Source organism: Nostoc sp. NMS8 (assembly GCF_017115045.1).
GTDB lineage: Bacteria > Cyanobacteriota > Cyanobacteriia > Cyanobacteriales > Nostocaceae > Nostoc.
Genome location: NZ_JABXKK010000094.1, coordinates 1 through 16,448, shown reverse-complemented (window position 1 = coordinate 16,448; position 16,448 = coordinate 1). Strand labels below are relative to the sequence as shown.

The 16,448-nt window shown below is 40.6% G+C and carries 16 protein-coding genes, 1 tRNA gene and 1 pseudogene; 9 read left to right on the top strand and 9 right to left on the bottom strand.

Annotation, left to right across the window (positions count from 1 at the left end):
* Positions 1 to 155 precede the first annotated feature (155 nt).
* Entirely contained in the window at positions 156 to 1,028 is an 873-nt protein-coding gene (locus HWQ39_RS21195; protein WP_292849288.1) for an S-methyl-5'-thioadenosine phosphorylase, read from the top strand.
* Positions 1,029 to 1,263: 235 nt separating this feature from the next.
* On the opposite strand, the gene HWQ39_RS21190 is transcribed toward HWQ39_RS21195, so the two are convergent.
* Together HWQ39_RS21190 and HWQ39_RS21185 are read right to left on the bottom strand one after the other, a co-directional pair.
* Entirely contained in the window at positions 1,264 to 1,863 is a 600-nt protein-coding gene (locus HWQ39_RS21190; protein ID WP_292849286.1) for a hypothetical protein, read from the bottom strand.
* Between the two features lie 104 nt (positions 1,864 to 1,967).
* Positions 1,968 to 2,534: a DUF6658 family protein gene (locus tag HWQ39_RS21185; protein ID WP_292849284.1), complete on the bottom strand. Its 567-nt coding sequence runs from the start codon at positions 2,532 to 2,534 to the stop codon at positions 1,968 to 1,970.
* 343 nt (positions 2,535 to 2,877) lie between these two features.
* Here HWQ39_RS21185 and HWQ39_RS21180 point away from each other — a divergent pair, with 343 nt between their 5' ends.
* Entirely contained in the window at positions 2,878 to 3,798 is a 921-nt protein-coding gene (locus tag HWQ39_RS21180) for a lysylphosphatidylglycerol synthase domain-containing protein (RefSeq protein WP_292849282.1), read from the top strand.
* Positions 3,799 to 3,810: 12 nt separating this feature from the next.
* Here HWQ39_RS21180 and HWQ39_RS21175 read toward each other — a convergent pair whose 3' ends face one another.
* On the bottom strand, positions 3,811 to 5,133 hold the full coding sequence (locus HWQ39_RS21175; protein WP_292849280.1) for a hypothetical protein: 1,323 nt from the start codon (positions 5,131 to 5,133) through the stop codon (positions 3,811 to 3,813).
* 1,401 nt (positions 5,134 to 6,534) lie between these two features.
* Here HWQ39_RS21175 and HWQ39_RS21170 point away from each other — a divergent pair.
* From HWQ39_RS21170 to HWQ39_RS21155, 4 genes are all read left to right on the top strand, one after another.
* Positions 6,535 to 6,747: an NAD(P)H-quinone oxidoreductase subunit L gene (locus HWQ39_RS21170; RefSeq protein ID WP_179068468.1), complete on the top strand. Its 213-nt coding sequence runs from the start codon at positions 6,535 to 6,537 to the stop codon at positions 6,745 to 6,747.
* Between the two features lie 24 nt (positions 6,748 to 6,771).
* The gene (locus HWQ39_RS21165) at positions 6,772 to 7,083 is read left to right on the top strand and encodes a DUF3007 family protein (protein ID WP_179068469.1); all 312 of its coding nucleotides are present in this window, start codon (positions 6,772 to 6,774) and stop codon (positions 7,081 to 7,083) included.
* A gap of 92 nt (positions 7,084 to 7,175) precedes the next feature.
* Complete coding sequence (gene trpA, locus HWQ39_RS21160; RefSeq protein ID WP_292849277.1) at positions 7,176 to 8,003, top strand: tryptophan synthase subunit alpha; 828 nt, start codon at positions 7,176 to 7,178, stop codon at positions 8,001 to 8,003.
* Between the two features lie 236 nt (positions 8,004 to 8,239).
* Positions 8,240 to 8,905: a heterocyst differentiation related protein gene (locus HWQ39_RS21155; RefSeq protein WP_292849275.1), complete on the top strand. Its 666-nt coding sequence runs from the start codon at positions 8,240 to 8,242 to the stop codon at positions 8,903 to 8,905.
* 236 nt (positions 8,906 to 9,141) lie between these two features.
* Here HWQ39_RS21155 and HWQ39_RS21150 read toward each other — a convergent pair whose 3' ends face one another.
* From HWQ39_RS21150 to HWQ39_RS34450, 6 genes and pseudogenes are all read right to left on the bottom strand, one after another.
* Positions 9,142 to 9,954, bottom strand: a complete 813-nt coding sequence (locus tag HWQ39_RS21150) for a class I SAM-dependent methyltransferase (RefSeq protein WP_292849273.1) — start codon at positions 9,952 to 9,954, stop codon at positions 9,142 to 9,144.
* Positions 9,955 to 10,061: 107 nt separating this feature from the next.
* Entirely contained in the window at positions 10,062 to 10,961 is a 900-nt protein-coding gene (locus HWQ39_RS21145; protein ID WP_292849271.1) for a helix-turn-helix transcriptional regulator, read from the bottom strand.
* 82 nt (positions 10,962 to 11,043) lie between these two features.
* The gene (locus HWQ39_RS21140; RefSeq protein WP_292849269.1) at positions 11,044 to 11,619 is read right to left on the bottom strand and encodes an ATP-grasp domain-containing protein; all 576 of its coding nucleotides are present in this window, start codon (positions 11,617 to 11,619) and stop codon (positions 11,044 to 11,046) included.
* 142 nt (positions 11,620 to 11,761) lie between these two features.
* Complete coding sequence (locus HWQ39_RS21135; RefSeq protein ID WP_292849267.1) at positions 11,762 to 11,932, bottom strand: hypothetical protein; 171 nt, start codon at positions 11,930 to 11,932, stop codon at positions 11,762 to 11,764.
* A gap of 53 nt (positions 11,933 to 11,985) precedes the next feature.
* A complete protein-coding gene (locus tag HWQ39_RS21130; RefSeq protein WP_366932291.1) occupies positions 11,986 to 13,914 on the bottom strand; it encodes an RtcB family protein in 1,929 nt (642 codons plus the stop codon).
* Positions 13,900 to 14,133: pseudogene (locus HWQ39_RS34450) on the bottom strand (RtcB family protein); the annotation flags it as partial. The pseudogene HWQ39_RS34450 and the gene HWQ39_RS21130, both read right to left, overlap by 15 nt.
* Positions 14,134 to 14,447: 314 nt before the next feature.
* On the opposite strand from HWQ39_RS34450, the gene HWQ39_RS21125 reads away from it, so the two are divergent.
* The 3 genes from HWQ39_RS21125 (at position 14,448) to HWQ39_RS21115 (ending at position 16,198) form a co-directional block, all read left to right on the top strand.
* Entirely contained in the window at positions 14,448 to 15,335 is an 888-nt protein-coding gene (locus HWQ39_RS21125) for a class I SAM-dependent methyltransferase (protein WP_292849263.1), read from the top strand.
* Positions 15,332 to 16,060, top strand: coding sequence for an HAD family phosphatase (locus HWQ39_RS21120; protein WP_292849261.1), 729 nt, complete (start codon positions 15,332 to 15,334; stop codon positions 16,058 to 16,060). The genes HWQ39_RS21125 and HWQ39_RS21120 overlap by 4 nt, the downstream gene beginning before the upstream one ends.
* A gap of 65 nt (positions 16,061 to 16,125) precedes the next feature.
* Positions 16,126 to 16,198 (top strand) — tRNA-Ala (locus HWQ39_RS21115).
* The last annotated feature ends 250 nt before the right edge of the window (positions 16,199 to 16,448 follow it).

Genomic DNA, 16,448 nt, shown 5'->3' with positions numbered 1-16,448 from the left:
GGAGGATGAGTTAAGGTAAAGTCTGTCATAAGTTACCGAAAAACTCCTTAGAATCAATGTGTTTTCTCCACTTCTAAGCGTTGAGTAAAGAATAGTTTGGCAAGATATCCACGATAAAATAACTTAGCAGATCAGCAAGTAACAGGTTCAGAGTCATGGCTCAAGCTAGTATTGGAATTATTGGTGGTAGTGGTCTGTATAAAATGGATGCGCTCAAAGATGTCGAAGAAGTGCAAGTCCAAACTCCTTTTGGTTCGCCATCTGATGCTTTGATTCTGGGGACTTTGGATGGGACACGGGTAGCTTTTTTGGCGCGTCATGGCCGCAATCACACGCTTTTACCCTCTGAGTTACCGTTTCGCGCGAATATCTATGCGATGAAGCAATTGGGTGTGAAGTATTTAATCTCAGCTAGTGCTGTAGGTTCCCTGAAAGCAGAGGCGAAACCACTGGATATGGTGGTGCCAGATCAGTTTATTGACAGGACAAAAAATCGGATTTCAACGTTTTTTGGTGAAGGAATTGTGGCTCACATTGCCTTTGGAGATCCGATTTGTAAGAATTTGGCTACTGTGTTGGCAGATGCGATCGCATCTCTCAGTTTACCAGAAGTTACTCTCCATCGCGGCGGTACTTATGTGTGCATGGAAGGCCCAGCTTTTTCTACTAAAGCAGAATCGAATCTTTACCGTAGTTGGGATGCAACAATTATTGGTATGACAAATTTACCAGAGGCGAAGCTGGCCAGGGAAGCAGAAATAGCTTATGCAACCTTAGCGCTGGTGACAGATTATGATTGTTGGCATCCAGACCATGACAGTGTGACGGTAGAATTAGTGATTGGCAATTTGCTGCGGAATGCCGTGAATGCTCAAAAGGTGATTCAAGAAACTGTGCGCCGCTTGAGTGAAAATCCGCCGCCGAGTGAGGCGCATTCGGCGTTGCAGTATGCGATTTTGACTCAGTTGGATAAAGCACCAGCGGCAACAAAAGAAAAATTAGGGTTATTGTTACAGAAGTATTTGTAGTGAAGAATTCAGAACTCAGGAGCCAGAATCAAGACGCTTCTCTACAAAGAGACTGCGCCAACGCTATCAGTAGGGCATAGATACCATGTGGGAAGCAAGCTATAGACCTGCTACTGATTAAAAACCACCAAATCTTACGATTTGGTGGAGGTATTAAACCCATCTATTCATCATCAGCACTCGTATAGAATTCATTCTGAATTCTGGCTTCAGAATTCTGTTTCGATAACTAATTTCAATCAACCTTTTTGACTGCACCTTTCACTGCGTCAGCTGCATCCTCTGCTGTGCGCTGAACATTTTTACCAGCATCATCAGCCCCACTTTGAACATTTTTCGTCAAGTTTTTGGCTGCATTTTGGGTATTTTCTTTGAGATTTTCAAATCCACGCTGAGTACCTTTAACAACACCTTTGCTAACTTCTTCAGATGAACTGCCGATATCTTCACCCAGGTTCTTCACTCTTTCACCAAAGGGTGTACCTTGTTTGTAATTTTCGCCGTATTGCTCTGGGCTGTCAATTCCCTTGCGATCAATATTTTTTTGAGCATTTTTTGCCAGCGCGTCAGCTCTGTCATTCGCTGCCTTTTCATCTTTCGCTCTAGGATCTACATCACTAAAGTTATTTATTCCACCCGCAGGAGAAGAGAGTGGATAATCTTTTGTGGGATCGTATCGTTTGGAATAAGGTGATTGAGCATCAGGCTGTGGTGGCTGTGTTGCTATTCCTGGGGCACCACAAGCTTGTGTCAGAAATAAGAATATCCCTGCCAAAAAAACTGTTAAAACTTTTAAGGGACGAATATTTTTCAACCAAGTAACTGCTTTTTTCATACTTTCAAGTCCTTGCTTTTTTGTGACTAAGTTAAACTTCAACCAAAATGGCATTCGCAATCTATTCTATTTCAAATTTCAGACATTGAGACAAGATAAGGATTCTATCTGCCTACTGCGGGATTTTTTTGTAATTCCGGTCTAGCACTCGCTTCATCTGCCTTGTTTTTCAAAAAGCCGGAAGCTTCTTCAACAGCCTCTTTTACAGTCTCAAGCCGATCTTTAACCCGATCTCCTACATTTGATTCATTCTGAATCAAACCACCGGGTTCAGGCTGGCGAAAGTCTTTATCTGTGATGAATGGCAGTTCTGCTTCTTTCTGGACTCGACCTGCTGGTGTCTCGCCACCAGGATAAAGTATCTGAGATTCTCTATTTGTAGCAATCAACAATTGCGAACTTGGTTGTAAGCTAGCTTGGTCGCGTCCCTGATTGGCTTTTGGGTTTGCTATTTTCGGATCGGTAGACGTTCTGTAGTTGCCATACTTGTCTCCACCATTCTTATAAGGATTGTTTGCTCCCCCAGCTTGTACAGCAGGATTTTGCGGATTTGCACCTTGAGCATTTGCCCCACTACAAGCAGTGCTAACTATCAACAATAGTCCAGCTAAAAAGATAGTTAATATCTGGCGCAATCTTATTTGTTTCAAGAATACTCTCACAGTGTTCACGTAGTCCTCCTTACCAAAATATTAATAAACTAATAATTTGCTGAATCATTGGATTGGTCAGCAAGTTATTGTGCTTGTTTTGGTTCTGCTCACTTTCGATAACCTGTATTCAGGATATGAATAATAAAATGCTCTTTACCTCTAGCGCAGGCTACATTTTAATGAGAACAAAAATAATATTTTTATCTAACTCTAGAGAGATATAAAATAAAGTAATATATTTTTCGTAAAAAGAACTACATCAAGCTGTTTAATACTTCAAAATATTTGGATAGATAGCTGATACACCATAAGATTTGAGGTATTCAGCCCTTGTTGCTTTCAACGTTAAATGACTAGATTCATGAAGCAATTTTTACGCTGGCTAATTTTGGGCGGAACGCTGTTTTTTTTAGGAAAAGCTCTGAAGGATAATTGGATTGAGGTTACTGCTATCCGCATTGATGATGTAGGATGGGCAATTATGGCGATCGCTACAGGGATAACTTTACTAGCTCATACTTGGGCAGGCTGGATTTGGACTTGGATTCTCCAAGAGTTAAATCAACCTGTATCGTCTCCCCAGTTCATCCAAGTTTACCTAAAAACGAACATAGCTAAGTATTTACCAGGTAATATCTGGCATCACTATGGACGAATTGTCGCCGCCAAAAATGCCAATATTCCTACTGGTGCAGCTACCCTAAGCGTTTTACTAGAACCGTTACTCATGCTAGCGGCTGCTTTAATCATCATTGTTCTATGCAGTAGCCAATTTGCACCAGCTAATACTACCCTAGTTATACGAATACTACAATTGCTGAGTTTAGCTGTAGTCCTTTGTGCGATTCATCCCTGGTGTTTAAACCCAGTTATTCGCTTTTTGTACAGATTGAAAGCAAAAAAGTCTGCTGCTAACACTCAACCAACCGTTCCCTTCAGTCTTAAAAGCTATCCTTTACGCCCTTTATTAGGAGAATTGGGCTTTATGGGATTACGCGCCACTGGGTTTATATTAACCGTATCCGCCCTGGGTTCGTTGAATGCGAATCAAATTCCTTTGCTGCTAGGAGCTTTTAGCTGCGCTTGGTTATTGGGGTTTGTTGTACCGGGTGCGCCTGGTGGGTTAGGTGTGTTTGAAGCAACCGCGTATGAACTTTTACGACACCACTTTCCAGCAGCTTTAGTATTTAGTGCGATCGCTTTATATCGTCTCATTAGTATTCTAGCTGAAACGGCGGGTGCTATCCTCGCTTGGCTAGACGAACGCTTTGCTAAATCATAAATCAGGCAAAACTTATTTTTTTCTATCTACCTTCATCTGTGAAAACACACGATAACCATCGAGATTTAACTGCTGATTACTGCTTTGTTCCTCTTCTTCCATCTTAATCAGGTTATATTCTACATTTTCTGCATAAATTGCAAAGGTGATATTAAAAATCTCGATAAAATTTATTACTCCCTTGCATTCCTCTTCTGAATATTTTTCGTAAAAACGAATTAGATTAGCAATGCGAGTTTCTAAATGTCGGCGGGAATTTCTAGAAATCAAAATAATCTTTAACAGTATAATTACCAATGTTAGAGCATTGCCTTGGTTCAGCAATAAGACAAATAATGATGAAGGCTCTTTGCCATTTTCTGTTGTCAAGCAATCAATTACTCGATTACAGGTTCTCAAAAATAATTCTTTAGTGATATTTTCTTGATTATAATCTGTCTTCCATAAGGATAAACTATTTACAAACTGCTGCCGCCAAGACTCTACCGATTCTTTATTGTCTACAGAGAAAAATAGATATTTATCCAGATTTATTTTAAATTCTTCTAGAGTTTGGTTTTGAGTTTGTTTGATAAATATATGGGCAATATTTTCATGACTAAACACACCTCTTTTTAAGACAATTGCTTTGATTAAACGCAGAGCTTGGTCTCCCAAAATGCTGGGATTTGTATAGCGTGCTGTGCTGGAGACGGCAGATTGAGAACGAGCAATATACATTGCTAGTTCAAACTTAAATTTGTCTTTCATCTGTTTAGAAAGCTTTCTAGCAGCCTCTTGTTGCTCTTTAGGATTCTTCTCATTAACAGATTGATCGATTAACAAATAGGAAGTGTAGCGATTAGCCCAATGACCTTTAGATGATTCCTCATATTTCGTAGCAAATAATTTCAAATCTTTGTAATCTTTGCTGTTGACAAAATTCTCTAGCCAACTTTTACAAATCTTGACTACTGGAGGATTATTGTCTTTTATCTTGAGATTTTCATTAACAAATAAATTAACTAATTCTTGGATATATTTGTCTTTTCGGTTAGTTTTCCAATTATTAACGATGATGTAGCAACACCGCTTAAGTGTATTATATAATTCATGTTCGTTATCATCTAAAAAAATGCTGTATATTCCAGGTATATAATCGGAATCTTCTGAATCAAGACCATCTATAAATAAACCTTTGAATTCGCGTAAAATATCCTCTGGTGGCAACTTTTTGACAATTTCCACGAAGAAGCTATAAACCTCATCTTGTGCAATTTGCACATTTACCTGTTGAGAGTTAGACGTAACACAATGGGAATCTTCCTGACTAATTGATAAACGATGAGCGGTCATTTCAGTTATCAGGACAAAAATACTTCCTGTTCATATTATTACCAGCTTAACCTTGCTGAACAGTAGCATCAATCTATTCTTCAGTGATTCGGTAATTTTTTTACATAAATTTGATTAACTAAGACCATAAATAAAGTATTAAAGACAAATTGTTTAACACTTCATCAAATAGTTCAGTGAGATTACTTACTTCTGAAGGAGGTAGGGGGTAGGAGGTTGTAATACATCCAAAACCCTCATGTAGAGACGCGATAAATTGCGTCTTCAATAGACCAATTATCTACACTAATAACCCCAAGCGTATTGCAGTGTAGGGAATTCTTGGAGGTGCTGCGCGAACAGTCCTAATACTACACCAAATTAGAGATTTGGAGGCTGGCTAAAACCCCAATACGCTTGGGTTAAGGGCTACTGGCAACAATTTTGGGTTTTCAAGACGCGATAAATCGCCGTCTCTACAAGTGTTTTGGGCTAAAACCCTTGCTATTTCTGTCTCTTAACTATCTTGCTAACAATCCAAGATTATACATAACTATATGGGCGGACTGATCTATGATTAGATACAACCCGCCCATGACTTCACTTGAAGCTTTTCGGTATTTTAGGTTTTAGTGGGGGTGGAGGGACTTGAACCCACACGACCTTTTACGGTCAACGGATTTTCATTCTCCCGCAGTTTTCACTGCTACCTGATGACAATAGCTTGCTCAGATTTTGAGAATTGGACTCTCTCTTTACCCTCGACTTAACGTTAGGGTAGCTCCCGTCGAGTCTCTGCACCTTCCGAACAGTGATGAGTTAGGAGTTAGGAGTTTTAAATTCACTTAGCACTCATGACTCAGGACTTTCTTCGGCTTGGCTCAGGATTGCCATGTCTGTCACCAGATTTAGGTTTCCCTGAGTTTGAGAGCTTCCACTTGAGGGATTTCTCCTTCAAGGCTCAATTATTTAAGTCCGTAGCGTCTACCATTCCGCCACACCCCCGCAGGTGTTTGGCAACTAGTGTAACTAGTTATTTTGTAGAGGTAGCAAATACCCCCTCATCTATTCCACCATCAATCGTGTCTTTTGTCCAACTAGATTGAAAATATTTTTTCTAGATTGTGCGATCGCTTCCCAAATTTGGAAGTTTTTTGTTTTTTCGTAATCAATCTAGATAGTTTTCGATCTTGTCTAACCAAAGCATTGTTTGCTAGTGCGTTTTCGATAATAGCATGATATTAGCTTTTGTGATGATATCCGTTAAATTGCCTACTGTAAAAGTACTCCAGCCCGCCAAAGCATTTTTAAGTCCCCAATCCCCAATCCCAACACGACTTGTTAAAAGCATTATGACTATACTTCTCTCTTGTCTGTCTCTTCAGCCTATGATGGAAAACAGATGCTTAAGACTTGAAAGTTATGATTGTCGCCCTGCTGTATCTAATTTTGGCTGGAGCTTACCTTCTGGTAATCCCGATTGCTGTTTTGCTGTACCTGAAGCAGCGTTGGTATGTTGCTAGCTCCATTGAGCGTGTCTTAATGTACTTTTTGGTGTTTTTCTTCTTTCCGGGTTTGTTGGTTCTATCGCCGTTTGTAAATTTCCGACCCCAACGGCGACAAGTTCAAGTTTAACGAGATTGGTAGGTCATAACTCTCATGCGACGGATTGACGCTATTGGAATTGGCTTGGGTGTTTTTATTGCCGGCGGCTTGGCTTATGTAGGATTACAGCTAGTCGGTTTGGATAATCAAAAAGCTGGTATATGGAGCCAAGTCTTACTAGTCAGTGGGTTAGTTGGCTGGTTAGCCACCTATTTTTTCCGTGCGGTGGGACAAAAAATGACCTACCATCAACAGCGGGAACAGTATGAGCAAGACTTCCTGCAAAAGCGGCTAGATGAGCTTACTCCCGAAGAACTAGCACGAATTCAAGCTGAAATAGAACAAGAAGAGCAATCTCAGGTGTAAAGTTATCATTAGTCAGTTGTCGTTTGTCCTTTGTTAGTTACGAATTACCAACGACCAATGACCAATGACCAATGACTAATGACTCTTGACTAATGACTGCGATTTCTGATTGCTTTGAAACCCTTGGGCACAATGGTGAGTGCGCTCTAATTCCGTTTATTACTGCTGGCGATCCAGATTTAGAAACAACGGCAAAAGCGTTGCAGGTTCTAGATCAAAATGGAGCCGACATTATTGAACTAGGTATACCCTATTCCGATCCTCTGGCAGATGGGCCAGTAATTCAAGCTTCTTCTACCCGCGCTTTGCAAAGGGGTACGAAATTGGAGCAAGTGCTGGAAATGTTGCAAGAGGTTACTCCAAAATTGCGATCGCCTATTGTCCTGTTTACCTACTACAACCCAATTTTGCACCGGGGAATTGACAAATTTCTTCAGCAAGTTGCTGCGGCTGGGGTCGCAGGATTGGTAGTACCGGATTTGCCCTTGGAAGAAGCAGCAGGCTTGCTCCAACCAGCGAGTAAGATGGGAATTGACGTAATTTTGTTGGTAGCTCCCACCAGTTCTGCTGAACGGATACAAGCGATCGCTCATTCATCCCTTGGATTTATTTATTTAGTCAGCGTCACCGGGGTTACAGGGGTGCGATCGCAAATAGAAAACCGCGTGTCCGATTTACTCAAACAAATTCGTAGTGTTACTGATAAACCCATCGGTGTCGGCTTTGGGATTTCCGAAACTGCACAAGCCCTTCAGGTAAGGGAATGGGGCGCAGATGCAGTCATCGTGGGTAGCGCTTTTGTAAAACGGCTAGCAGAAGGTACACCAGAACAGGGATTAAATGCGATCGCCCAATTTTCCCAAAGTCTCAAGGCAGCCATCAAAACCACCAACACCAGCACAAATATTCCTCTTGATTAGACGGGGAAAGTAGATTAAAAAAGTATAACAGTGTAGTTTTTTTATCCTTGTTTAGTAGACAATTTGACCATTATGGTCTTGAATATTAACATCAGATATCATGGTGTAAAAAAACTAGCTGATACAGTAGCTTATAGTTTGAGTATTATGTGAAATCAAGTAGGCATAATTTATGAGTGTGAGAGTGAGTCAGTCAGAAATGAATATATTTACGTCGCAATCAAGGAGCAAAGGCGATGAGTGAGAGTATGGCGTTTATCGGCGGGGTCGCCGTAGCTGGGCTGGCGGCTCTCGTATTGCTCAAAGGAACAAATACCCCCCTACAACCTAACTTCGCTGTTGCTTCGCAAATGCCAGGTGTAGTAGCGCCCCAAGGAATGCAGCCACAAATGTATCCTTACGCGCCTTATGGGCAACCCATGTATCCTAATCAGGTTCAGCCACCAACTGCTACCAGCACTGACCAGCGCGTAGAGATGGAGAAGCTGAACACGCAGATGCAGTTGGAGCGTTTAAAAAACGATAATGAACAGCTGAAGTTGCAAAATCAACAACTCCAAGGCCAAGTCCAAAATTTCAATACTCAGCAGCAGTGGCAATTAGCCCAACAGAATAATCAACCAAAAACAACAGCATTGCAGCCGCAAACTACTTGGTGGTCTTCACCTATGCTTTGGGCTGTAGGAGGCGCAGCTCTTACTATTGGTGGTGGTGTTGTAGTAGCTGGGGTATTGGCTTTATTCTCACCACGGCAGCGTTCAGGCCGTACTGTCCAAGTGATTCACCCCTACCAAGGAGCTACACCGCCCTTAGTTCCAGTCCGTCGCGCCGAATTTCTGCCTGCTTCTCGGATGGAGGCAAGACGAGTTGAAGCCCACGAATACGACGAAATGCACGGATAGGGAAAATAAAACCACAGATAAACATCGATTTCTAATCTCGTTTCCAGGTTCCCCCTGGAAACTTTGTTTATTGGGCTGCTGCCGCAAATTCAAGAGGCAGCAGCCTTCCTTTTAGGGATTCCCAGCCAGAGGCTATTAGATTTAAGATTAAACATCTGAAATAAAAACATAAACAATTTTGTCAGTGAGGCTGATTTGATGAATTGGCTAAATACAATAGAAAGCTAGAGTTTGCTCTAAACCTTTCTACCAGTTACAAAAAAAGTCAGATTTTCGTACCAAGCTCCTTGGTCGGTTGCTTCTGCTTCAATTTTTTGACGATACTCTACTTTTAATTCTGCCATTTGCTCTGATGAAACCTGTAACAAAGGATTTTCTCTGGGATGAAACCATCCTCCACTCCATTCTCTGGCTTGCTCTAGATTGCGGTAGAAACCTAGTTGTTGGATCTTCACTTCAATATTTTGAAAACCAGCTTCTGCAAGCAGATGATGACACTTGTCAGGAGTACCTGTTGGCTCATTGATATTTGTTAGTAAAATATTATGTTTGTCACAAATTTCGATGATGAGTGGCGCTCCACAAGATTCTTCAGAGCAACAAGAAAAACCTATAATTCCCCCTGGTTTGAGAAAACGATACCATTTACGTAGAGCAGCAAGAATATCCTTGAAATACACTATTGCTGTAGAGCAAAGAATTACATCGAAACTCTCATCATTGAAGTCGATATACTCAGCATCAGCTTCAATGAGTTCGATATTTTGTAAGCCTAATTCTTCAATTTTCTGTTGTGCTTGAATTAGCATCCCTGAAGAAAAATCTACTCCAGTTACTTTTCCTTCGGAACCGATAATTTGGGCAGCAGCAATGGCAATAATACCTGTGCCTGTTGCCATATCCAATACTTTTTGCCCCTTTTGGAGTTCAACTAAATCTAGTAGAGGGAGAGCGCGATGAATTGTGTAATCGTTGTCATAGCTAGTTCTGCTATCAAAGAAATTAATTACTTTTTTCTTATATTGTTGTTCGTATTGGGTATTTTGCATGATATTGTCGATTTTCAGTGGTCAATTATGAGAATAAATTGTGAGTGAAACTTCTGTCTTCTGAAAACTTGCTTTCAAAATGCTGAAATCTTGCAAAATTCCTAAATTTATATAATTTTTCTATATGCTTTGGGTGTAATTCCTACCTGCTTACGAAAAAGGGTAGTAAAGTTGCTTTGGCTAGAACAGCCAACTTGAAGTGCAATTTCGATAAGAGCTAATTGAGTATAAGTGAGTAAAAATTTAGCTCGTTCAATCCGACATTGAATAACGTATTGATGTGGAGAAATACCCATTAAACGTTTAAACCAACGACAGAATGAATAGGAACTCATATTCACTAGATTAGCCAGTTCTGCCAGCGTTAATTCTAGTGCTAAATTGTCATAAATATAATCAATTACCTGCCGTAATTGACGCTCAGAAAGATTGACCTCAAACTCTGCAATTAGTTGCCGTGTTCCAGAATAAGTTTTGAGGAGATGGGCTGCTAGAGCGATCGCAACTGATTCACCATATAGTTTACCAGATGGACATCCGGCTTCAAGCTCTGCTTTGAGTGGCATTCCCAAATGAAGAATTTGGCGATCGCAGACTCCGCGCTGTGGGATAATTTCAATTGTGCGATAGCTCCCTATGATCAGATCATCTGCTACTCTCTTAAATAGACTAGAATCAAAAGAGACTAGGAGAAATTTTATTTCCTCATGCCAACGGGCTTGAGTCGGAATTCCCTTTGGAGTGACATTAACCAAACCTCTCATCATCTGCGTACTGTGCAACCTTCCACCGTCTAGTCGCCAGTCTATTTGACATGAATTACCAAGCCAAATATTAATGCTGTGCTGCTGTAAGCAAAGCTCTGGACATTCAAAGGCGGGTAAATAATGCTGTTCAAGCACAATCCCGTTCCAATGATTAGTACTGGATAAAATAGGAGGTTTGCTGCTCATCGGCACAAGATTTCCGCTTGCCACATGAATGGCTGAGAGTTGTTCAGATTTCATGTTGCCTACTCACTTGTGAGCTACTACAAAAAAGATAGTAAGCTAATGCGCGATCAAAGTACATAGTCTCGCATTAAAAGCATCAGTAGCATATATCTTTTAACTTATTCCATAGTTCAAGTGCAGAAATGTGACTCAGGCTAGCAAATTGTGCATCGGCTGTTTCTATCACTATCCATTCTCCACTTTCTAATTGCCCGATATCAATTGCTATATAAGGAACACCAAGGCATTCAGAGGCTAGGATTGCCAATTTTAATACTTGCGTTTCTTCTGGTTTTGATAACTTGCTCAAGTCATCTTGACCATCCCAATAATATCCATATTTTAGAATCTGCTGATTATAAATAAAGCATCTAAATTCTCTCCCCATTGGAAAGTTATTTGGAGCTAGGCGTTTATGCCGCAACTTTACTAATTTCCTAACGATAACTCTACCTCGTGAACCGTATTTAAGTTTTAATAACCATTCTGTCAGTTTGACTAATTCCTCGTGATTATTCGCTACACAAGACTTCCATCCTTGCATTTCTCTCGATTGAACTGCGCCTTTAACAAACAGAGGAAATCCCAATAATTCACCAGCCTCAATACATTCGGTTGTTGAAGTAATTACTAAACTATCGGGTGTCAATCCTTTTAAGTGAGGGTAAAACAAGTCAAACTCTAGTGCTGTCTAGTGTTCTAAAGGAGTATTGAGTAATTTTATCCCCTTATCTAAAGCTGCATGATATATGGCTTTGTAACGCTCAAACTCAGGGATATATCCTATCCAGATACCAGCAATTATTTTAGGATAGTTAAGAATGTCCCATAGAGCGAGCATTTTCTGCTGTACTACATCGTTCAAAATCTCGCGGGATATGGTAGACTTTACAACCTAATAATTCGGCAGTATCAGTCATCAATTTGTTTTCACTAGCGCTGGCTGATTGCTCTATTTGTTCAGTCGATTCACTTAAAACAATCATTTATTCCTCAGCGGTTAAAAATAAAAAGGTGGGTAATGGCCACCCTAACTAAATTATCCCTTCACACAAAGAACTTGCTTGAGTGTTGCTACAACTTCAACTAAGTCTGCTTGATTTGCCATAACCTGTTCTATTGGTTTATAAGCACCGGGAATTTCATCTAAGACACCCTCATCTTTGCGGCATTCTACGCCATTTGTTTGCTCTATCAAATCATCAAGTGTATAGACATTTTTTGCCTTATTTCTAGACATCAAACGCCCTGCACCGTGAGAACAAGAACAAAAGCTGTGGGCATTACCTTTACCTTTGACGATGAAAGACTTTGCCCCCATCGAACCGGGAATAATCCCATAATCTTCAGTTTGGGCGCGGACTGCACCTTTACGAGTAACATATACATCCTCGTCAAAATGCACTTCTTTTTCGGCGTAATTGTGATGACAATTAACCTGCAATAAAGGTTTAGTTGCCTTCCCACCTGCGAGATGTTTCTCAACTATGTGCTTAAAACGCGCCATCATCACATCGCGGTTGACACGCGCATAGTTTTGTGACCATTGCAAATCGTGCCAATATGCTTGAAATTCTGGCGTACCAGCGACAAAGTGAGCCAAATCTGGGTCAGGCAATTTATTACCTGCCATTTTTGCTAATTCTCTGGCTGTGTGAATATGACACTGGGCGAGTTTATTGCCAATGTTACGCGAACCAGAATGCAGCATCAGCCAAACTTGATTCTCTGTATCGAGGCACACTTCAATGAAGTGATTTCCTCCACCTAGAGAACCCATCTGTTTCATTGCTTTACTTTGTAGGTCTTGTACACCGCGATGCAAGTCTTTAAAATCATCCCAGTGTTGCCAATTGGTGACAGATTTTTCAACATCTTTATTTTCGTTGAATCCAGTCGGAATTGCTGCTTCAACATCCAAGCGGATTTTCTTTAGTTTACCTTCTAGTTGTTCGGCGGTAAATGCTGTTTTGATCGCGCTCATACCACAGTTATGAACAAATACACCAGCTTTCAAGGCGAAATTATGGTACTCCGGTACTGTTAGACAGTAAACATCTTCTGTGTAACTTAGGGGATTTACTGCTACAACTTTGTGATTGCATTGATGTTCTTTTCTGCGGTGATTGTGGAGTCCAATTGGAGTTTTGACATGTACACCACAAACCTCACAGGTATAGTATCGGTTAGCAATCTCTTGAGACTTTTCTCTCCCTTTTTCACTCTTATTATATTCAACTAGATATTGTTTACCCCGATTACCATTACCCGCGACTGCATTTTTAAAATGCTCTGGTTGGTGTTCCATGTACTGAAGGATATTTTTAGTTCCCCGTTCAGCATAGTATTGGTGTCCTTCTGGAGTTTTTGCTTTTTGAGCAAGGGAAGCAACTCTTTTCTCTTCAAATTCGGCAGACTGCCAGTGTTGGTTACGCTCCACTAAAGAGCGGTGGTAAGCAGAATGATCGCAATTGCCCATGAATTCAAGATTCTCTGGTCGATTATCGGATTCATGGAAATTCTGATGATGAATAACTGTTTTCTGTCCCTCAAATCTCGGAATCTTGCCGAGTAATCCAGACCTGGCAATAATCCAGTGTGCTTTTTGCCATTTGCTGGAGTATGGCTGAGTAATCAGAGTGTAACCATCTTTGTCAGTCTTGGAGTAAAAGGGCATTAAGGAAGTCTCTGCTTGAAGCAACTGAGCTTCTTTATAGGTTCCGTCCCGAAGCATGAATTGATGGTCGGGAGTACAAATAATTTCTTCGCCATTATCTAGAATCACTTTCACTAGTGAAGCATTTCGTCTAGTCAACTTAGCAGTTGCTTGAGCCGCAACGATTTTTCCTGTTGGCGTACAAGCATAAACAATAAATTCTTTACCCGAATCCATTAGGTCTTTAATACGATAGGATTTACCATCCACTACAGGAATTAAGGTATCTCCTATGAAGCAACCAATATCCACACCGACAGCAGCCGGCATAATTGCCTCTTTGGTTGCAATTACAGAACCCACTAAAGCACCTTTTCCTAAGTGAACATCTGGCATTAATGCCACGTGCTTAAATACAAATGGTAATGATGCTACATTCTTGGCCATCTTGGTTTCTTCTGGCCCTAAAGAGTGATTTGCCCAAGATAAGACTGGTGCTGGTGTGGTAATTTCTAACTTTTCGTAGGGCATAATTGTTTGTATTTTGGATTTTAAATTTTAGATTTGGGATTGGCTATATGACACTGATAATTATCGGTATGACTTATAACCCATTAGTTAGTTGTAGCAATTTAAATGTTGTATTGTCTTTGATTTAGCTGTCTCAATTTTCGCGCAGATGAAGAACTATTTTTAAAAAGTAGTATACTTGTAATACAAATGTAGCAAAATGGGTTACAAACGTCAAGGCGATCGCACCAAAGAAAGCAGATATTTTCCAGATGTATTAAAATTTGTAAAGAAAATCACTTTGCTTCCATAGCCCCTTAAAGTTCTGACACAATATGGCAGTGCGTCAAGATACAATCTGGGAACGTTTTTTATCCCCTGTAGTGCGTCTTTTGATTGATGAAGACGGTTTACGGCGTTACGCTGATAGTATTGATTGGGAAAAAGAGAGCGATCGCTATCGACGAGATGATGTCATAATTCCCTCGTACTACAGCAATCAAAATTTTCACGGGATTGCAGGCGGATATCTTAATTACGGTGCAGCAGTTACTTACGATCCGATTACACAATATGTTCTGCCACCGAATGAAAGTATTGTCCGTCAAGCTTTGGTTGATGCCATCAAGGTAAAACCACGACGCATACTTGATTTAGGCTGTGGCACAGGTTCCACTACCTTAATGTTAAAGCAGGCTTTCCCCCAAGCGGAAGTTATTGGTTTGGACTTATCACCTTATATGCTGGTAAGGGCAGAAGATAAAGCTAGAAATGCTGGTTTAGAGATAGTCTGGCGATATGGAAATGCTGAAAAAACCAGTTTCAGAGATGCAACATTTGACTTAGTGACAGCTTCTTTGCTATTCCACGAAACACCAGATGCAGTATCTTTAGCAATTTTGCGGGAAAGCTTTAGGATGCTAGTAACTGGAGGGCAAGTACTAATTCTAGATGGAAATCAGAAGACTCTGCGGCAGTTAGAATGGCTTAATGATATTTTTGAGGAGCCATATATTCGTGAGTATGCTGCTAGTAGTACAGAAGCGAATATGGGTGCAGCCGGATTTGAAGCAGTGCGATCGCAGGATGTATGGTGGATAAATCAGGTAACTAGCGGCGTTAAACCAATAGCAACCGAAAATGTCCGTCGGTATACTCCCACATCAGTAGATAATAATGATTTGGAGGGACTTGGTTCTCCAGCATTTGGCATAATGGCATGAGTTTAAAGGCAGTTCTCTTTGATTTTAATGGTGTCATCATTAACGATGAGCCAATCCATCTACAACTGATCGATGAGATTCTCATTGAAGAAAATCTCCAACCCCAAAAGGTGAGCGAGCGTCAAGCTTCTTTGGGACGCAGCGATCGCGCTTGTTTTCAGCAATTACTTGCTAATCGTGGTAGAGTAGCCAACGAAAACTATTTAAATCAGTTGTTATACCGCAAAGCCGAAGCTTATACGGTGGAACTAGAAAAAATAGAGAAGCTGCCTTTATATGCAGGTGTCGCAGACTTAATATTTCAGGTGCGATCGCGGAATCTGAAACTAGGATTAGTCAGTGGTGCTATTCGCAAAGAAATCGAATTAGTACTCAATCGCGCTAAACTAGCTGAATATTTTAAAATTATCGTTGCGGGCGATGACATCAACACTAGTAAACCAGAACCCGATGGTTATCTACTGGCAGTGAAACAGCTGAATAAAGAATATCCTGACTTGAATCTTCAAGCACAGGAGTGTCTAGCAATTGAAGATACCCCAGCAGGTATTGCAGCAGCGAAGCGATCGCAAATGCAGGTTGTTGGTGTCGCCAATACTTATCCATTCCACATGCTCCAGCGCTGCTGTAACTGGACTGTTGATTATCTTAGTGATTTGGAACTCGAACGGGTGCAAAAAGTTTATTCCCAAAAACAGCCTCAATCATCGGTAACTGAATGTTAGAATAGTCAATGGTGATAATGTCTTGAGTTAATGAGTGATATTACTCTGGACTCAGCACTGATTAAGGGGAATTAGCTCAGTTGGTAGAGTGCTGCGATCGCACCGCAGAGGCCATCGGTTCAAATCCGTTATTCTCCATTTGTTGTTGTACATTTGTACATTAAATAATTATTGTCAGTTTTAAAGAATTATTGTCCATTTTTTCCAAGTTCAGGGGCATCAGTTACGTATTTTCGCGGTTTTCAGCAATTAAAAACAACTGCCAACTGTGAAGCGCTGTTAATGCTTGTACAAATTCCCAGTAATCAGCATCCATCTAACCGAGAATTTATATTTACAGCGTATTGCAGGTTTATGAGGTACAGTAACAACAGTTTGTAAACCAGTT

What these genes read in the sequence shown, in the direction of transcription:
- HWQ39_RS21175 (WP_292849280.1), bottom strand. Translation starts at nt 5,133, where the DNA reads ATGACCGCTCATCGTTTATCAATTAGTCAGGAAGATTCCCATTGTGTT.
- HWQ39_RS21145 (WP_292849271.1), bottom strand. Translation starts at nt 10,961, where the DNA reads ATGAAATCTGAACAACTCTCAGCCATTCATGTGGCAAGCGGAAATCTT.
- HWQ39_RS21165 (WP_179068469.1), top strand. Translation starts at nt 6,772, where the DNA reads ATGCGACGGATTGACGCTATTGGAATTGGCTTGGGTGTTTTTATTGCC.
- HWQ39_RS21120 (WP_292849261.1), top strand. Translation starts at nt 15,332, where the DNA reads ATGAGTTTAAAGGCAGTTCTCTTTGATTTTAATGGTGTCATCATTAAC.
- HWQ39_RS21150 (WP_292849273.1), bottom strand. Translation starts at nt 9,954, where the DNA reads ATGCAAAATACCCAATACGAACAACAATATAAGAAAAAAGTAATTAAT.
- HWQ39_RS21195 (WP_292849288.1), top strand. Translation starts at nt 156, where the DNA reads ATGGCTCAAGCTAGTATTGGAATTATTGGTGGTAGTGGTCTGTATAAA.
- HWQ39_RS21125 (WP_292849263.1), top strand. Translation starts at nt 14,448, where the DNA reads ATGGCAGTGCGTCAAGATACAATCTGGGAACGTTTTTTATCCCCTGTA.
- HWQ39_RS21170 (WP_179068468.1), top strand. Translation starts at nt 6,535, where the DNA reads ATGATTGTCGCCCTGCTGTATCTAATTTTGGCTGGAGCTTACCTTCTG.
- HWQ39_RS21135 (WP_292849267.1), bottom strand. Translation starts at nt 11,932, where the DNA reads ATGATTGTTTTAAGTGAATCGACTGAACAAATAGAGCAATCAGCCAGC.
- trpA (WP_292849277.1), top strand. Translation starts at nt 7,176, where the DNA reads ATGACTGCGATTTCTGATTGCTTTGAAACCCTTGGGCACAATGGTGAG.
- HWQ39_RS21180 (WP_292849282.1), top strand. Translation starts at nt 2,878, where the DNA reads ATGAAGCAATTTTTACGCTGGCTAATTTTGGGCGGAACGCTGTTTTTT.
- HWQ39_RS21155 (WP_292849275.1), top strand. Translation starts at nt 8,240, where the DNA reads ATGAGTGAGAGTATGGCGTTTATCGGCGGGGTCGCCGTAGCTGGGCTG.
- HWQ39_RS21190 (WP_292849286.1), bottom strand. Translation starts at nt 1,863, where the DNA reads ATGAAAAAAGCAGTTACTTGGTTGAAAAATATTCGTCCCTTAAAAGTT.